Raw genomic sequence first — 17,185 nt, forward strand, 5'->3', positions numbered from 1 at the left:
TGGCCTAAAAACCTCATAACTACACCTGCTAAGTGCGCAATGAATAAAACCCGTCAACAAGAGTTAACACGCTGGTTAAAAGAGCAAAGCATTCTCTCCCGTCGCTGGTTGATGATTTCCCGCGCGCTGGGCGTCATTAGCGGCCTGCTGATCGTCGGTCAGGCCTGGCTGCTGGCGCGGATCCTTCATCGCATGATTATGGAGAGTATTCCGGCGACGGCGCTGGTATTGCCGTTTATCGTCCTGGTGCTGATTTTTGTTCTGCGTGCCTGGGTGGTATGGCTACGCGAGCGGGTAGGTTTCTATGCCGGGCAGCATATTCGCTATGAAATCCGCCGCCAGGTGCTCGATCGCCTGCAGCAGGCCGGCCCTGCGTGGATTCAGGGGAAACCCGCCGGAAGCTGGGCGACGCTGGTACTTGAACAAATTGACGATATGCACGACTACTACGCGCGTTATCTCCCGCAGATGACCCTCGCCGCCAGCGTCCCGCTGCTGATTGTGATCACCATTTTCCCGATAAACTGGGCGGCGGCGCTGATTCTTCTCGGCACTGCCCCGCTGATCCCGCTGTTTATGGCGCTGGTCGGCATGGGCGCGGCGGAGGCCAATCGCCGCAACTTCCTGGCGCTCGCTCGCCTGAGCGGCCACTTTCTCGACCGCCTGCGCGGGATGGAAACGCTGCGCCTCTTTCACCGTGGCGAAGCGGAAACGGACAATATTCGCCATGCTTCCCAGGATTTCCGCCAGCGGACGATGGAAGTGTTGCGCCTCGCCTTTCTCTCCTCCGGCGTACTGGAGTTTTTCACCTCGCTCTCCATTGCTCTGGTCGCGGTTTACTTCGGTTTCTCCTATCTCGGCGAGCTCAACTTTGGCCACTATGGCGTGGGCGTCACCCTGATGTCAGGTTTCCTGGCCCTGATCCTGGCGCCGGAATTTTTCCAGCCGCTGCGTGATTTAGGCACCTTTTACCATGCCAAAGCTCAGGCCATCGGTGCTGCGGATAGTCTGAAAACGTTTATGGAAAAGCCGCTGGCGCAGGAAACTCGCGGCGAGAAGATCCTCAGCGACAACGAATTGATTAGTCTCGAAGCGCGCGATGCGGTTATCAAATCGCCGGAAGGCAAAGTCCTGGCGGGGCCGCTGAACTTTACGCTCCCGGCCGGTAAACGCGTCGTGCTGGTCGGGCAGAGCGGCTCCGGCAAAAGTTCGCTTTTGAATGCATTGACCGGTTTTCTCCCCTACGACGGCTCGCTGTTGGTCAACGGCGTTGAACTGCGCGATCTTGACGTCAGCCGCTGGCATCGTCTGCTCAGCTGGGTGGGGCAGAACCCGCAGCTACCGGCCGCCACGCTACGCGAAAACGTTCTGCTGGCCTGGCCGGAAGCCAGCGAAGCACAGCTTCAGCTCGCGCTGGATAAGGCCTGGGTGAGCGAATTCATCTCCCAACTGCCGCAAGGGATTAATACGCCGGTCGGCGATCAGGCGGGTCGCCTGTCCGTCGGGCAGGCGCAGCGTATCGCCGTGGCGCGGGCGCTACTGGTACCGTGCCGGCTGTTGTTGTTGGATGAGCCGGCCGCCAGCCTTGATGCGCATAGCGAACAGCGGGTCATGCAGGCGCTCTTTAATGCCTCTTCGCAGCAAACAACGCTGATGGTGACCCACCAGCTGGAAGGTATCGCCGACTGGGATGCCATCTGGGTGATGCAGGATGGTCAGATCGTCGAACAAGGGACCTATAGCCAGTTGGCTATGGCAAACGGGCCTTTTGCCGCCCTGTTGGCCCACCGGCAGGAGGAGATTTAAATGCGCGCACTATTACCTTATCTGGCGTTGTACAAACGGCATATCTGGCTGCTGACTCTCGGCGTGGTACTGGCTATCGTCACCCTGCTGGCCAGTATCGGCCTGCTGACGCTATCAGGCTGGTTTTTATCCGCTTCTGCCGTCGTTGGCGTCGCCGGTATTTACAGTTTCAACTATATGCTGCCGGCAGCCGGCGTTCGCGGGGCGGCGATTATCCGTACCGCCGGTCGCTATTTCGAACGTCTGGTCAGCCATGACGCCACTTTCCGCGTGTTACAGCATCTGCGGGTGTTTACCTTCAGTAAGCTGCTCCCCCTCTCCCCTGCCGGGCTGGCGCGTTTTCGTCAAGGTGAACTCCTCAACCGGGTGGTCGCCGACGTCGACACCCTGGATCATCTCTACCTGCGGGTCATCTCGCCGCTGATCGGCGCACTGGTTGTCATTGTGGTGGTCACCGCAGGCTTAAGCATTCTCGATGTCACGCTGGCGCTGACGCTAGGCGGTATAATGCTGGTGACCCTGCTGGTCCTGCCGCCGCTGTTTTATCGCGCCGGGAAACCCGCCGGTGAGAGCATCACGCAAATGCGCGGGCAGTACCGGCAACAGCTAACCGCCTGGCTGCAAGGACAGGCTGAACTGATGCTGTTCAGCGCCAGCGACCGCTACCGCAAGCAGCTGGAGAAAACCGAGCAGCGCTGGCAGGATGCCCAGCGTCGTCAGGCAGAGCTGACTGCGCTGTCGCAGGCGCTGATGCTGCTGATTAGTGGTGTTGCCGTGGTTGCTATGCTGTGGCTCACCTCTGCTGGCGTAGGCGGCAACAGCCAGCCCGGCGCGCTGATCGCTCTTTTTGTCTTCTGCGCGCTGGCGGCATTTGAAGCGCTGGCGCCGGTTACCGGCGCCTTTCAGCATCTCGGACAGGTCATTGCTTCCGCCCGCCGAATTACGCAGATTACCGGGCAACAGCCGGAGGTCACTTTCGCCGCCGGCGAGGGGCAGGCGTTCGGGCAGGTCTCATTGACGTTGAACCAGGTCACCTTCAGCTATCCGCAGCAGCCTTCTCCGGCGCTGGAAAATATCTCATTGCAGGTCGGCGCAGGAGAGCATATTGCCATTCTTGGCCGCACCGGCTGCGGTAAATCTACGCTGCTGCAGCTTCTGACCCGCGCCTGGGATCCGGCGAATGGCGAGATTTTACTCAACGACCAGCCGTTAACCCGGCTCAACGAAGCCACTTTGCGTCAGGCGATGAGCGTCGTCCCCCAACGTGTGCATCTGTTCAGCGCCACGCTGCGCGATAACCTGTCGCTGGCCGCCCCCGGCGCCAGCGATATCCAGCTGATGAAAGCCCTGGAACGTGTCGGGCTGGAAAAATTACTGGAAGATAGCGGTCTCAACGCCTGGCTGGGCGAAGGCGGCCGCCAGCTTTCCGGCGGTGAACTGCGCAGACTGGCCATTGCCCGTGCGCTGCTGCACGATGCGCCGCTGATGTTACTCGATGAGCCGACCGAAGGCCTTGATGCGACGACAGAGAGCCAGATCCTCGATTTACTGGCTGAAGTGATGCGCGAAAAAACCGTGCTGATGGTGACTCACCGCCTGCGCGGACTGGCGCGGTTTAATCGGATAATTGTCATGGACAACGGCAAGATTATTGAGCAAGGTAGTCACGCGGAACTGCTGGCTGAACAGGGGCGTTACTACCAGTTTAAGCAGCGTCTGTAGTCCGGCTGTTTCACGCCGTTTTGCGTATATACTCAATGAGTTTCAGGCGTGCTGAAAAGAGCGGTCCGCTGCGTCCTGGCTTTGCCAGCATGGCGACGGACCGTCCGCTTGAATAACAGCGAATATATTGAACAATTGCCTGGTGCGTATTGAGGTTAAAATGCGTCTGGTTCAGCTCTCCCGTCAGTCCATTGCCTTCCCTTCCCCGGAGGGAGCGTTACGCGAACCCAATGGCCTGCTGGCGCTCGGCGGCGATCTCAGTCCGTCGCGTCTGCTTATGGCCTATCAGCACGGAATTTTTCCCTGGTTTTCTCCTGGCGATCCGATTTTATGGTGGTCCCCCGATCCGCGGGCGGTGTTGTGGCCCGGGCAGTTCCATCTCAGCCGCAGCATGAAGCGTTTTCATCAGCGATCGCCCTATCGCGTCACGCTGAACCACGCGTTTGGTCAGGTGATTGAAGGTTGTGCCGACAATCGCGATGAAGGGACATGGATCACCTCCAGCATCGTCAAGGCCTATCACCAGCTGCATGAGCTTGGCCATGCGCACTCGATTGAAGTGTGGCAAGGCGAGACGCTGGTGGGAGGAATGTATGGCGTAGCGCAAGGCGCGCTGTTTTGCGGCGAGTCCATGTTCAGCCGCGCGGAAAACGCGTCGAAAACGGCCTTGCTGATATTCTGCCAGGCGTTTATCCGCGACGGCGGGAAATTAATAGATTGCCAGGTTCTGAATAAGCACACGGCATCGCTGGGCGCCGTCGAAATCCCCCGCCGAGATTATCTTGATGCGCTGTCGGTATTGCGCACCCGTCGCCTGCCGGAAAGATTCTGGGTGCCCAGGGTGCTATTTACCGGCAATGTGTAAATGTTTTCAGCACATTTTTTACCGTGATGGTATAATTGCGCAGTAGAGTAGCTTCTGCCTGTTGCCCCGCCGCCGTTTGGGAATAATAAGAGTCAGATAACGCCCATCGTTCTGTCGCTCCCCTTTACGTTTGCGCCTGTCATGCGGCTTATCCGTGTGAATTCCGGGCAATGCGCCAAAACTACTTCAATGATTTTACCCTTAATAATTTTGGATGCGTCAGGTAGCACCGCAAAGCGCCTGGCTGCGTCAATAACTATGTAACCGAGTGAGCGAAGGCAGCCTGAAAGATAAAGTGCACAAACGTAAACCTTTACTTACTCGCTGAACTTCGGCATTATCTTGCCGGTTCAAAACTACGGTAGTGATACCCCAGAGGACTAGATGGCCAAAGAAGACAATATTGAAATGCAGGGCACCGTACTTGACACGTTGCCTAACACAATGTTCCGCGTAGAACTGGAAAACGGTCACGTGGTAACTGCGCATATTTCCGGTAAAATGCGTAAAAACTACATCCGCATTCTGACGGGCGACAAAGTGACTGTTGAGCTGACCCCGTACGACCTGAGCAAAGGCCGCATTGTCTTCCGTAGTCGCTGATAGTTTTCCGCCCTCGTGGCGTCAGATGCTGAAGGCCGGGATAATTCCCGGTCTTTTCATATCTGCAGCCGGCTAAAAGCGGCATAAAAAAACCGGCCCGCAGGCCGGTTTTTGCTATCACAGAGCGGCATTAATGTGCCGTTTCTGGTTTGTGCTTCTGCGCGCTCTGGAAGTCATAGGTCAACGTGCCCTTCTCTTTATCCAGCGCAACGGTGACCTGTCCGCCGTCCACCAGTGAACCAAACAGCAGTTCGTTAGCCAGCGGTTTCTTCAGGTTATCCTGAATCACGCGCGCCATCGGACGTGCGCCCATTGCCCGGTCGTAGCCTTTTTCTGCCAGCCAGTCACGCGCTTCCTGGCTCACTTCCAGCGAGACGCCTTTCTGATCCAGCTGAACCTGCAGCTCGACGATAAACTTATCCACCACCTGATGGATCACCGTCGTGGACAGATGATCGAACCAGATAATGTTGTCGAGACGGTTGCGGAATTCCGGGGTAAAGATCTTCTTGATCTCATCCATCGCATCCGGGCTGTTATCCTGCTGGATAAGACCAATCGATTTACGCTCGGTCTCACGCACGCCGGCGTTGGTCGTCATCACCAGCACCACATTGCGGAAGTCCGCCTTGCGGCCGTTATTGTCGGTCAGCGTACCGTTATCCATCACCTGCAGCAGCAGGTTAAAGACGTCCGGATGCGCTTTTTCGATCTCATCAAGCAGCAGTACCGCATGCGGATGTTTAATCACCGCATCGGTCAGCAGCCCGCCCTGATCGAAACCGACGTATCCCGGAGGCGCACCAATTAAGCGGCTGACGGTATGACGTTCCATATATTCGGACATATCAAAACGCAGCAGCTCAATGCCCAGCGCTTTCGCCAGCTGCACGGTGACCTCGGTTTTCCCGACTCCGGTCGGCCCGGCGAAGAGGAAAGACCCGACAGGCTTGTGCTCGTGACCGAGGCCCGCGCGCGCCATCTTGATCGCTTCGGTTAACGCTTCGATCGCTTTGCCCTGGCCAAAGACCAGCATTTTCAGGCGGTCGCCGAGATTTTTCAGCGTATCGCGATCGCTCTGCGAGACGCTCTTCTCAGGAATACGGGCGATACGCGCCACCACGGACTCGATATCGGCGACATTGACGGTTTTCTTCCGTTTGCTGGCCGGCATTAACCGCGCCCGCGCCCCGGCTTCATCAATGACGTCAATGGCCTTATCCGGCAGATGGCGATCGTTAATGTATTTCACCGCCAGCTCCACCGCCGCACGCACAGCTTTCGCGGTATAGCGCACATCGTGGTGCGCTTCGTACTTCGGCTTCAGGCCGTTGATAATCTGCACCGTCTCTTCCACGGAAGGTTCGGTAATATCTATCTTCTGGAAGCGACGAGCCAGCGCCCGGTCTTTTTCGAAGATATTGCTGAATTCCTGGTAGGTTGTGGAACCCATCACCCGAATCTTACCGCTGGAGAGCAGCGGTTTAATCAGATTAGCGGCATCGACCTGACCGCCTGACGCCGCGCCCGCACCGATAATGGTGTGGATTTCATCAATAAACAGAATACTGTTGGTATCCTGCTCAAGCTGTTTAAGCAGCGCTTTGAAGCGTTTTTCAAAATCACCGCGATATTTTGTGCCCGCCAGCAGGGAGCCAATATCCAGCGAGTAGATGGTGCAATCGGCCATGATTTCCGGCACGTCGCCCTGAACGATCCGCCAGGCCAGGCCCTCGGCGATCGCGGTCTTACCCACGCCGGACTCCCCCACCAGCAGCGGGTTATTTTTACGGCGGCGGCACAGCACCTGAATCGCGCGCTCCAGCTCTTTGTCGCGGCCGATCAGCGGATCGATCCCGCCGACGCGAGCAAGCTGATTAAGATTGGTGGTGAAGTTTTCCATACGATCCTCCCCGCCTGCTTGCTCTTCATTGCTGGGCTGGCTTCCGCTGTTATCGGAAGACTGGCTCGGCTCGTCTTTGCGTGTACCGTGAGAGATGAAGTTGACGACGTCAAGACGGCTCACTTCATGTTTACGCAGCAGATAGGCCGCCTGTGACTCCTGCTCGCTGAAAATCGCGACCAGAACGTTAGCGCCGGTTACTTCGCTGCGGCCAGAGGATTGTACATGGAAGACGGCACGCTGCAGCACGCGCTGAAAACTCAGCGTAGGCTGGGTGTCACGCTCTTCTTCCGTGGCGGGCAGAACGGGTGTGGTCTGTTCGATGAAGGCTTCAAGTTCCTGACGCAGCGCCACCAGGTCCACGGAACACGCTTCAAGCGCCTCGCGGGCCGAGGGGTTGCTGAGCAGCGCCAGCAGCAAGTGCTCGACGGTCATGAACTCATGACGGTGCTCGCGCGCTCTGGCGAAAGCCATGTTTAAACTGAGTTCCAGTTCTTGATTGAGCATAGGCACCTCCCCCAATTTTCACGCCTGTCTTCAGGCTTTCTCTAGCGTACACAGCAATGGATGCTCGTTCTCCTTCGCGTATTCATTCACCATCGCGACTTTGGTCTCCGCCACTTCTGCGGTAAATACACCACAAATCGCTTTACCTTGATAGTGAACCGTCAGCATCAGTTGCGTTGCACGTTCTACATCATAAGAAAAGAATTTTTGTAACACGTCAATAACAAACTCCATTGGAGTGTAGTCATCATTGAGCAATATCACTTTATACATAGATGGTGGTTTAAGCTCATTACGAACTTCGTCTTCTACCAGCTGATCGAAGTCCAGCCAATCTCTCTTACTCATCGTCAGTATTCATCATCGGTTGCTGTTGCCAACAGGCGGCGGCCTGTCGATGACCAGAGGCTATGCACATCGCAAATCTACAATAGATCATAGATAACTATCATCTATTACTTCCATCCGCGATGTCTGTCACATTCCCCGGCAATAGCGTTAACTGCTTCAAATTTTGACGCATTTTTCGCCTCCCACTACCGTCAATTGCTTGACGCATTTCCTTATTTCTCTAAATTGTACTAGCGAGAGTTGGCGAGCATTTGAACAACTCGTCACTCCACCACCGGTTCATTCCATCTTACTAATAAAGATTTACGAAGGATGTCGAAGTATGGAAATGGGTACTGTTAAGTGGTTCAACAATGCCAAAGGGTTCGGCTTTATTTGCCCTGAGGGCGGCGGCGAAGACATTTTCGCCCATTACTCCACCATCCAGATGGATGGTTACAGAACGCTAAAAGCCGGACAAGCCGTTCGGTTTGATGTTCACCAGGGGCCGAAAGGCAATCACGCCAGTGTGATTGTTCCTGTGGAAGCAGAAGCGGCTGCATAACTCTTTTGCTTCATTGTGTACATCCTGCCAGTAAAATGCCAGTCCTTCTGACTGGCATTTTTTTGTTTCTACTCGCGGGCCAGCGCATCCACCGGATCGAGGCGCGCGGCATTTCGCGCCGGCAGCCACCCGAACAGCACGCCGGTTAGCGTCGAGCACAAAAACGCCGTCAGCAGCGCCAGCGGAGAAAAACCGATCTCCCAGCCGGGTAAAAACAGCTGCAGAACCACCGCGATCATCAGCGATAACGTCACGCCCAGCGCGCCGCCGACCAGACAGACTAAAACAGCCTCAATCAGAAACTGCTGCAGTACATCGCTGGCCCGCGCCCCGACCGCCATCCGAATCCCGATTTCACGCGTTCGTTCGGTCACCGACACCAGCATGATATTCATGACGCCGATACCGCCCACCACCAGCGCAATCACCGCGACCAGAGTCAGAAACAGCTGTAATGTATGTGTGGTCCGTTCCGCCGTTTTCAAGATGCTGTCCATATTCCAGGTAAAAACATCTTTTTTGCCATGGCGCAGCTCAAGTAAACGCAACAGCTGCTGTTCGGCGGCGGCGCTGTCATACCCTTCCCTTACGCGAACGGTAATCGAATTGAGCCACGATTGCCCCATCACTCTCCCGGCCATAGTGGTGTACGGCAGCCAGACGCGCAGGATTTTACTGCTGCCGAACATCGACTGTTTCTCATCCGCGACGCCGACGATGGTCGCCGGCATATTGCCGACGAGGATTATCTCCCCGACAACCCGCGTTTTGTGCGGAAACAGCTGGCGACGCGTATTGCTATCCAGCACCACCACCTGCGCCCGACTGTTGAGCTGCAGCTCGTTAAACGTATTGCCTTCGCTAAAGGTCATGCCGTAGACATTAAAATACTGTGGCCCGACCCCTTCCGCGCTGGCGGCAACATCGATGTTGTCGGCACGCAGACGCAGGCTTTTTGACACCGCGGGCGTCGCCGAACTCACCCAGGGCTGCTTCTGAATGGCCAGCAGATCGTCATATTTCAGCGCCTGCTGATAGCGGGGGTCGTCATCGCCAAAATCTTTACCGGGATAAACATCGATGGTGTTGGTGCCAATTGCGCGAATATCCGCCAGCACCATCTGTTTGGCCGCATCGCCCACTACCACGATCGACACCACCGATGCGATACCAATAATGATGCCGAGCATGGTCAACAGGGTGCGCATTTTATTGGCCGCCATCGCCCGCCAGGCCATGACCAGCGCTTCACGAAAGCCGCTGGTAAACTGGCGCCATGCGGAAGGCTCTTCACCGCCCAACGGCCGGGCTACCCCGCCGCCGGTCAGACTTTTCGCCGGCGGGTTACGCACAATTTCCCCATCGTGGATCTCAATGATCCGCTCGGCCTGTGCCGCCACCTGCGGATCATGAGTGACGATAATCACCGTATGCCCCTGCGATTTCAGCTGATGCAGGATAGCCATGACCTCTTCACCCGAGCGGCTGTCCAGGGCGCCGGTCGGCTCATCGGCCAGAATCACCTCCCCGCCGTTCATCAGCGCGCGGGCGATACTGACCCGCTGCTGCTGGCCGCCGGAGAGCTGCGAAGGCTGATATTCCGCCCGCTCTCCCAGACCAAGCCGTACCAGCAAATCATGCGCCCGGGCCAGGCGTTCTCGTCGCTCGGCCCCGGCATACACCGCCGGGACTTCAACGTTCTGCGCTGCCGTCAGGTGCGAAAGCAGATGGTAACGCTGGAAAATAAAACCAAAATGTTCCCGTCGCAGGCGGGCCAGCGCATCACCGCTGAGTGAGGAGACATCGGTTCCGGCAACGCGGTAGCTGCCGCTGGTCGGTTTATCGAGACAGCCGAGAATATTCATCAGCGTCGATTTTCCTGAACCCGATGCCCCGACAATCGCCACCATTTCACCAGCGGCAATGCTCAGCGTCACGCCCTTGAGCACCTCAACACTGCCGTCACCGGAGAGGTAGCTGCGGCGGATATCACGCAGTTCGAGCAACGCCGTCATTTTGTCGTCCCGGAACGACTTTCGCCGACGATCACCTCATCGCCTTCTTCCAGCCCTTTCACCACCGCCACATCGGTATCGTTGCGCGCGCCGATAGTCACTTCGCGCTCTTTCACCTCGCCGGTGCGCAGCAGACGAACGTGGTAACGGTTATCGCCGATGGCATCGCCCAGCGCGCTGAGCGGGATGGTGATGACATTTTTTACTTCCGCCATCTGGATATGCACCTGGGCCGTCATCTCCAGGCGCAGGATCCCCTGCGGATTCGGCACTTCAAAGCGGGCATAATAGAAAATGGCGTCGTTGACTTTTTCCGGGGTGGGTAAAATATCCTTCAGGCTCCCCTCGTAGCGGGTCAGTGGGTCGCCGAGTACGGTAAACCAGGCTTTTTGCCCCGGACGAAGGTGAATCACGTCCGCCTCAGATACCTGAGCTTTGACCAGCATCGTACTGAGATCGGCCAGGGTCAGAATATTGGGTGCCTGCTGGGCGGCAATCACCGTTTGCCCCTGCAGGGTGGTAATTTGCGTCACTTCACCGGACATCGGTGCCAGAATCCGCGTGTAGTCGAGGTTGGTTTTTGCGGTATCCAGCGTCGCCTGATTACGCTTTATCTGCGCCTCGATGGTGCCGATCTGCGCCTCTTTCACCGCCAAATCCGTAGCCGCCGTATCCAGCTCCTGGCGGGAAACCAGCTGACGTTGGGCCAGCTGCTGCTGGCGAGCCAGGGTGACCGCGGCAAGCTGGCGTTCAGCGCGAGCCTGATTCAGCTGGGCGCGCAGTTCCATCAGCGTCGCGTCGACTTCTTTGATCTGGTTTTGCGCCTGCTCGGGGTCAATCACCCCCAGCAGCTGATCTTTCTGAACCTTGTCGCCAATATTCACGCGCAGCGTTTTTAACTGGCCGCTCACCTGCGCCCCGACATCGACTTTGCGCAGCGCGTCCAGTTTGCCGGTGGCCAGCACGCTCTGCTGTAAATCGCCTTTACGCACCACTAATGTCTGATACTGCGGCAGCGGCGCATTGAGTATCCGCCATCCCCAGAAGGCCAGCGCCAGCACGACAACGACCAGCAGCCACCAGACTTTCCTGCGTTTTCCATTGAGCTTCATAAAAATTCCTGATGTTTTAACTCGCAGAGCCAGGGGGTGATTCTATCCGCAGCGGGTAAAAACATAACGCTAAATTTGAATCATTCTTATTGTCACCACACTTAGTCCGCGCGACCGCGCGCCAGCCACAGCACGCGGGAGAACATTTTCTTCAACAGCGTCGGCACCGACTCCACGCCGCGGCGCCCGGCCTCCATCGCCACCTCAATGGCCAGATCCGGTTTTGACGAGCGGTGAATCGCCTTGGTAATCACCCGTCGCATATTCATCGGCACATTCGCCGGTAGCTGCGCCACCCGATGATAAACATCGTTAAAGCCCTGGCGATACATAAAGTGTTCCATGTCCAGCGCCGGAAGCGTGGTCAGGTGATCGCGTTCAAGATCGCGGTCATCATTGAGCAGGCTACGAACCGTCGCCGCATATTTTTTCCCCGCCTCATCACCGTCGACCAGCACGTGCCATTGAATCCCCATCCGACGGGCAAACTTGATCAGCGGCTTCAGGCCCGACTGAGCAAATTCAATGACCTTGACCCCTTCAGCATCAAAATGATGCCCACACTGCCGGGCTAGTTCGTTTATCACCCAGGTCTCAGTCTCCCCTTCAACCAGCAGCCAGCAGCGGGCAAACAGTGAGGAGGAGCGGTTAAACCGAATGTGAAAAGCGATGCGCCGGCTGTCTTCTGCATTCATTCCCCCAGGACCAAGCCGCCAGGCCGACACGCGCGAGGATTCGCGTACCAGCCGGCAGACCTGTTCCACCGGCGTCAACGACAGGAGCTCGCCGGAATTGGTGGTTGTGACGCGCTGCAGCGGCAGCAAATTGAGTAAATGCCAGGCGACCGACAGCATAATTGGATGCAGACGTGTTTCCGGGTCTTCAATCAGCAGCAGAGGCCGCGCATCGCGGTCGAGCCTCACCGTCCCTTTTGCCTGTAGCAGGGTTGAAAACAGACCAAGCAGGATCACCCGATGGCTGCGGCCGCCGGGCTTATCAATCATCCGGTTGATAATATCCAGGTAGCGCCAGCTGCGCTGTTCGTCATGCGAGTGGCGACGCATCAGGCGGTGACGAGATTGCGCGCTACTCTGCTCGGCAAAATAGTGTTCCAGCAGCTGCACCATAGCCGATAGCCCCTGGCGTATCTGACTATCGGTTAAATTTTGCGGGTGACTCACCAGCTCGCGGGAGAGAAAATCCAGCTGGCGAGCGGTTATCTCAATCTGCGGCGAGTGCGGAACAGCATCATTATGAATGCGCCGCATAAAGCGCGCATCGCGCAGACGCAGAACCGGCATCAGCCGCACCAGGTGGCGCACCATTTCGTCAATATCGTCCAGCGTCAGCGCCTCGCCTCTACTGTTGATAAAGCTGCGCAGCGTCATGACGCTGTTATCATCGGTCAGTTCGCCTTCCAGGCGATAAAAAATGCGCTGATAGCCATCCTCGCAGGGTACCCAGCAATCGCTCAGCGGACGGAAACGGCGCACCCGATGATGGCCGGGCTCATTCTCGCGGAAGGTCAAGATGATATGCAGATGATGTTCACGTCCCTGGACATCGCCCGGCGGAAACCAGAAATCATCGCGCACGAAGTGATAGAGCTCAAATTCAGGCGAAAGCAGTAGCGTCAGCGCATCCAGCAGACTGGATTTACCCCATGCATTCTCGCCGATCAGAACGTTATTTTGCTCCAGCATCAGCGATAAACGATTGATGCCGCGAAAACCGACGATTTCTACCCGCTCAAGATGCATATCTCCTCCGCTCAGTAACCACTTTCTCCTTCAATAATCAGCAGTATAGCGATACATGCGTAAACATGACACTACCGGCCTAAACGCGGCCCCGCGCCGATGAATGATAATGTCCAGGTTATGATTATTAACCGTGCTATTTATTTTGGAAATAATTCATCCGCTAAAGTGGTTATTTTTATTATTTTTGTTCTACACTTTTGTGCAATCACCAATGGTGCAAGGATTAAGATCACATTGCCCTAAATCAAATTAGATCTAGTTATTTAGCTAGCCGCAGGATGACGATCGTCCATAAAATAGCGTCGCTTTATTTTTATCGTTATCCTTTACGTCGATAAATAAAGATCGGCACAAAAGTCTGTGCCCGTTAACATTATTCTTTTGAGGTGGTTATGTTCAGAAAATTAGCAGCGGAATGCTTTGGTACATTCTGGCTCGTGTTTGGTGGCTGCGGTAGCGCAGTACTTGCCGCAGCCTTCCCGGAACTGGGAATTGGGTTTGCCGGGGTGGCTTTAGCCTTCGGTTTAACTGTATTAACCATGGCATTTGCCGTCGGTCATATTTCCGGCGGGCACTTCAACCCGGCGGTGACTTTAGGTCTGTGGGCCGGCGGTCGTTTCCCGGCGAAGGACGTTATTGGCTATATTATCGCCCAGGTTGTTGGCGGTATTATTGCCGCTGCCGTTCTGTATGTGGTTGCCAGCGGTAAAGCCGGCTTTGATGCCGCAGCCAGCGGCTTTGCTTCCAACGGCTTCGGGGAACACTCGCCGGGCGGCTACTCCATGCTCTCCGCCATTGTGATTGAAATTGTCCTGACCTGCGGCTTCCTGCTGGTGATTCATGGCGCAACGGATAAAAACGCACCGGCCGGTTTTGCGCCGATTGCGATTGGCCTGGCGCTGACCTTAATTCACCTGATCAGCATCCCGGTCACCAATACCTCTGTTAACCCGGCACGAAGCACCGCCGTGGCGATTTTCCAGGGGGGTTGGGCGCTGCAGCAGCTGTGGTTATTCTGGGTGATGCCTGTTATCGGCGGTATCCTCGGCGGCGTGCTGTATCGTACTCTGCTGGAAAAACGCGATTAATCGTTTATCTGGTTTCACGCAAGGCCTGGCAATGCCGGGCCTTTCTTTTCAGGCACAGCTTTACTCGGTTCTCTGATTTGGGTAGTGTCAGTGGCGCTCACCTCATTCTGCAAGGACCAGATCGTTCATGTTTTCGGGATTATTAATCATTCTGCTGCCATTGGTTGCCGGCTACCTTATTCCTCTGCGTCACCCTTCAGCACTAAAACTTATTGCGCGACTGTTGAGCTGGATTGTCTACGTGATCCTCTTTTTCATGGGGATTAGTCTCGCCTTCCTCGACAATCTCTCCAGCAACCTGCTGTCCATTCTTCATTATGCTGTGGTCAGCGTGATTGTTATTCTGCTGTGTAATATTGGCGCATTAATGTGGCTCGAGCAGAAAATGCCGTGGCGCCACCAGCACCGGCAGGAGAAATTACCTTCGCGCGTCGCAATGGCCATGGAATCCCTGCAGCTGTGCGGCGTGGTGCTTATTGGTTTCCTGATTGGTCTGAGCGGTTTGTCATTTTTACAGCATGCCACCGAGGCGAGCGAATATACGCTGATCTTCCTGCTGTTCCTGATTGGTATTCAGCTGCGGAATAACGGAATGACCTTACGGCAAATAGTCCTTAATCGTCGCGGCATGATTGTGGCGGTGGTCGTCACGGCGAGTTCATTAGTCGGCGGCGTGATTAACGCCTTTATTCTCGACCTGCCGCTGAAGACCGGTCTGGCCATGGCCTCCGGGTTCGGCTGGTATTCGCTCTCCGGGATCCTGATGACGGAATCCTTTGGGCCGGTCATCGGCAGCGCCGCATTCTTCAACGACCTTTCCCGCGAGCTGCTGGCCATCATGTTGATCCCGGGCCTGGTTCGCCGCAGTCGTTCCACGGCATTAGGGCTATGCGGCGCCACCTCAATGGACTTTACTCTGCCGGTTTTACAGCGTTCCGGCGGCGTCGAGATTGTCCCTGCCGCTATCGTCCACGGTTTTGTTCTGAGCCTGCTGGTGCCCGTGCTGATCGCCCTCTTCTCGGCCTGAGGCACTTAGCGCCCGCACTCTGCCTCCGGCGACGATATTCGCCGCGTCCCGGGGGCGCATCGTCCTGGTCTCGATCTATACCTCCGTGGCGGTAGCCCGCCGCGGCCAAATTTGCGCTAAATCAATCTCCCTTTAAATTGTATCAGAAATACCTTTTCTCCCTTCTTTTACCGGCATAACCTTAAACATGTATATCAAATATAACTTTAAAAAAGGTGTGACCATGTTTTGTGTGCAATGTGAACAAACCATCCGTACCCCGGCAGGGAACGGCTGCTCTTACGCGCAGGGTATGTGCGGTAAAACGGCCGAAACGTCCGATCTCCAGGATCTGCTGATTGCTTCCCTACAAGGTCTGTCTGCATGGGCGGTAAAGGCCCGTGAATATGGCATCATCAATCATGATGTTGATAATTTTGCCCCGCGCGCATTTTTCTCCACGTTGACCAACGTTAACTTCGACTCCCCGCGGATTGTTGGCTACGCGCGTGAAGCGATTGCTATGCGCGACGCGCTGAAAGCGCAGTGCCTGAGCGTTGATGCGACCGCCAGCGTCGATAACCCGATGGCCAATCTGCAGCTGGTGAGCGACGATCTCGGCGACCTGCAGCGCCAGGCGGCGGACTTTACCCCCAACAAAGACAAAGCGGCTATTGGCGAGAACATTCTCGGCCTGCGTCTGCTCTGTCTGTACGGCCTGAAAGGTGCAGCAGCCTATATGGAGCACGCGCACGTTCTCGGTCAGTATGACAATGACATCTATGCGCAGTACCACAAAATCATGGCCTGGTTAGGCACCTGGCCCGCCGATCTGAACGCGCTGCTGGAGTGCTCGATGGAAATCGGCCAGATGAACTTCAAAGTGATGAGCATTCTGGATGCCGGTGAAACCACTAAATATGGCCACCCGACCCCGACTCAGGTCAACGTCAAAGCGACCGAAGGCAAGTGCATCCTGATCTCCGGCCACGACCTGAAAGATCTCTACAATCTGCTGCAACAAACCGAAGGCACCGGCGTCAACGTCTATACCCACGGTGAAATGCTGCCGGCGCACGGCTATCCGGAACTGCGTAAATTCAAACATCTGATCGGTAACTACGGCAGCGGCTGGCAAAATCAGCAGGTAGAGTTTGCCCGCTTCCCAGGTCCTATCGTGATGACCTCGAACTGCATTATCGACCCGACCGTTGGCGCCTATGATGACCGTATCTGGACCCGCAGCATTGTCGGCTGGCCGGGCGTCAATCACCTCGAGGGGGATGATTTTGCTCCGGTTATCGCTCAGGCACAGCAGATGGCGGGCTTCCCGTACAGCGAAATTCCGCACCTGATCACCGTCGGCTTCGGTCGCCAGACGCTGTTGGGCGCCGCGGATACCCTTATCGACCTGGTCAGCCGTGAAAAACTGCGCCATATCTTCCTGGTCGGCGGCTGCGACGGTGCGCGCGGCGAACGTAACTACTTCACCGATTTCGCCACCAGCGTCCCGGATGATTGCCTGATCCTGACCCTGGCCTGCGGTAAATACCGCTTTAACAAACTGGACTTCGGCGATATCGAAGGCCTGCCGCGTCTGGTCGATGCCGGTCAGTGCAACGACGCCTACTCGGCGATTATTCTGGCGGTCACCCTGGCGGAGAAACTGGGCTGCGGCGTCAACGATCTCCCGCTCTCTCTGGTGCTCTCCTGGTTTGAGCAAAAAGCGATTGTTATTCTGCTGACCCTGCTTTCGCTGGGGGTGAAGAACATCGTGACCGGCCCGACCGCGCCAGGCTTCTTCACGCCGGACCTGCTGGCAATTCTCAATGAGAAGTTCGGTCTGCGTTCAGTGACCACCGTCGAAGAAGATATGCAGCAGCTGCTGAGCGCGTAAGGA

General features: G+C 56.2%; 13 protein-coding genes. 8 read left to right on the plus strand and 5 right to left on the minus strand.

Going from position 1 to position 17,185, the window contains the following annotated elements:
* Positions 1 to 39 precede the first annotated feature (39 nt).
* From cydD to infA, 4 genes are all read left to right on the plus strand, one after another.
* Entirely contained in the window at positions 40 to 1,806 is a 1,767-nt protein-coding gene (gene cydD, locus DSD31_RS16965; protein WP_004860027.1) for a heme ABC transporter permease/ATP-binding protein CydD, read from the plus strand.
* Positions 1,807 to 3,528: a heme ABC transporter ATP-binding protein/permease CydC gene (gene cydC / locus DSD31_RS16970; protein WP_113991198.1), complete on the plus strand. Its 1,722-nt coding sequence runs from the start codon at positions 1,807 to 1,809 to the stop codon at positions 3,526 to 3,528.
* A gap of 160 nt (positions 3,529 to 3,688) precedes the next feature.
* Positions 3,689 to 4,393 carry a leucyl/phenylalanyl-tRNA--protein transferase gene (gene aat, locus DSD31_RS16975; protein WP_004860021.1) on the plus strand — a complete coding sequence of 235 codons (705 nt, stop codon included), beginning with the start codon at positions 3,689 to 3,691 and terminating at the stop codon, positions 4,391 to 4,393.
* A gap of 384 nt (positions 4,394 to 4,777) precedes the next feature.
* The gene (gene infA / locus DSD31_RS16980) at positions 4,778 to 4,996 is read left to right on the plus strand and encodes a translation initiation factor IF-1 (protein ID WP_002211347.1); all 219 of its coding nucleotides are present in this window, start codon (positions 4,778 to 4,780) and stop codon (positions 4,994 to 4,996) included.
* A gap of 130 nt (positions 4,997 to 5,126) precedes the next feature.
* Here infA and clpA read toward each other — a convergent pair whose 3' ends face one another.
* Together clpA and clpS are read right to left on the minus strand one after the other, a co-directional pair.
* Positions 5,127 to 7,406, minus strand: coding sequence for an ATP-dependent Clp protease ATP-binding subunit ClpA (gene clpA, locus DSD31_RS16985; protein ID WP_113991199.1), 2,280 nt, complete (start codon positions 7,404 to 7,406; stop codon positions 5,127 to 5,129).
* A gap of 30 nt (positions 7,407 to 7,436) precedes the next feature.
* On the minus strand, positions 7,437 to 7,754 hold the full coding sequence (gene clpS / locus DSD31_RS16990) for an ATP-dependent Clp protease adapter ClpS (protein ID WP_004860017.1): 318 nt from the start codon (positions 7,752 to 7,754) through the stop codon (positions 7,437 to 7,439).
* 325 nt (positions 7,755 to 8,079) lie between these two features.
* Between clpS and cspD the strand changes: the two genes are divergently transcribed.
* Positions 8,080 to 8,301 (plus strand): cold shock-like protein CspD, encoded by a 222-nt coding sequence (gene cspD, locus DSD31_RS16995; protein WP_004860015.1) that lies wholly within the window; start codon positions 8,080 to 8,082, stop codon positions 8,299 to 8,301.
* A 68-nt stretch (positions 8,302 to 8,369) separates the two neighbouring features.
* On the opposite strand, the gene macB is transcribed toward cspD, so the two are convergent.
* The 3 genes from macB to DSD31_RS17010 form a co-directional block, all read right to left on the minus strand.
* A complete protein-coding gene (macB, locus tag DSD31_RS17000) occupies positions 8,370 to 10,316 on the minus strand; it encodes a macrolide ABC transporter ATP-binding protein/permease MacB (RefSeq protein WP_015584805.1) in 1,947 nt (648 codons plus the stop codon).
* On the minus strand, positions 10,313 to 11,428 hold the full coding sequence (gene macA / locus DSD31_RS17005) for a macrolide transporter subunit MacA (RefSeq protein WP_032716971.1): 1,116 nt from the start codon (positions 11,426 to 11,428) through the stop codon (positions 10,313 to 10,315). The genes macB and macA overlap by 4 nt, the downstream gene beginning before the upstream one ends.
* Positions 11,429 to 11,529: 101 nt before the next feature.
* Positions 11,530 to 13,188: an ATP-dependent endonuclease gene (locus DSD31_RS17010; protein WP_044349967.1), complete on the minus strand. Its 1,659-nt coding sequence runs from the start codon at positions 13,186 to 13,188 to the stop codon at positions 11,530 to 11,532.
* A gap of 395 nt (positions 13,189 to 13,583) precedes the next feature.
* On the opposite strand from DSD31_RS17010, the gene aqpZ reads away from it, so the two are divergent.
* The 3 genes from aqpZ to hcp all read left to right on the plus strand — a co-directional run bounded on the left by aqpZ (position 13,584) and on the right by hcp (position 17,182).
* Positions 13,584 to 14,279, plus strand: a complete 696-nt coding sequence (gene aqpZ, locus DSD31_RS17015) for an aquaporin Z (protein ID WP_004860006.1) — start codon at positions 13,584 to 13,586, stop codon at positions 14,277 to 14,279.
* 127 nt (positions 14,280 to 14,406) lie between these two features.
* Positions 14,407 to 15,306, plus strand: coding sequence for a LysO family transporter (locus DSD31_RS17020; RefSeq protein WP_004860005.1), 900 nt, complete (start codon positions 14,407 to 14,409; stop codon positions 15,304 to 15,306).
* Positions 15,307 to 15,529: 223 nt separating this feature from the next.
* The gene (gene hcp / locus DSD31_RS17025) at positions 15,530 to 17,182 is read left to right on the plus strand and encodes a hydroxylamine reductase (protein WP_015584806.1); all 1,653 of its coding nucleotides are present in this window, start codon (positions 15,530 to 15,532) and stop codon (positions 17,180 to 17,182) included.
* Positions 17,183 to 17,185: the final 3 nt, after the last annotated feature.

This window comes from Klebsiella sp. X13 (assembly GCF_003323835.1).
Taxonomy (GTDB): Bacteria; Pseudomonadota; Gammaproteobacteria; order Enterobacterales; family Enterobacteriaceae; genus Klebsiella; species Klebsiella ornithinolytica.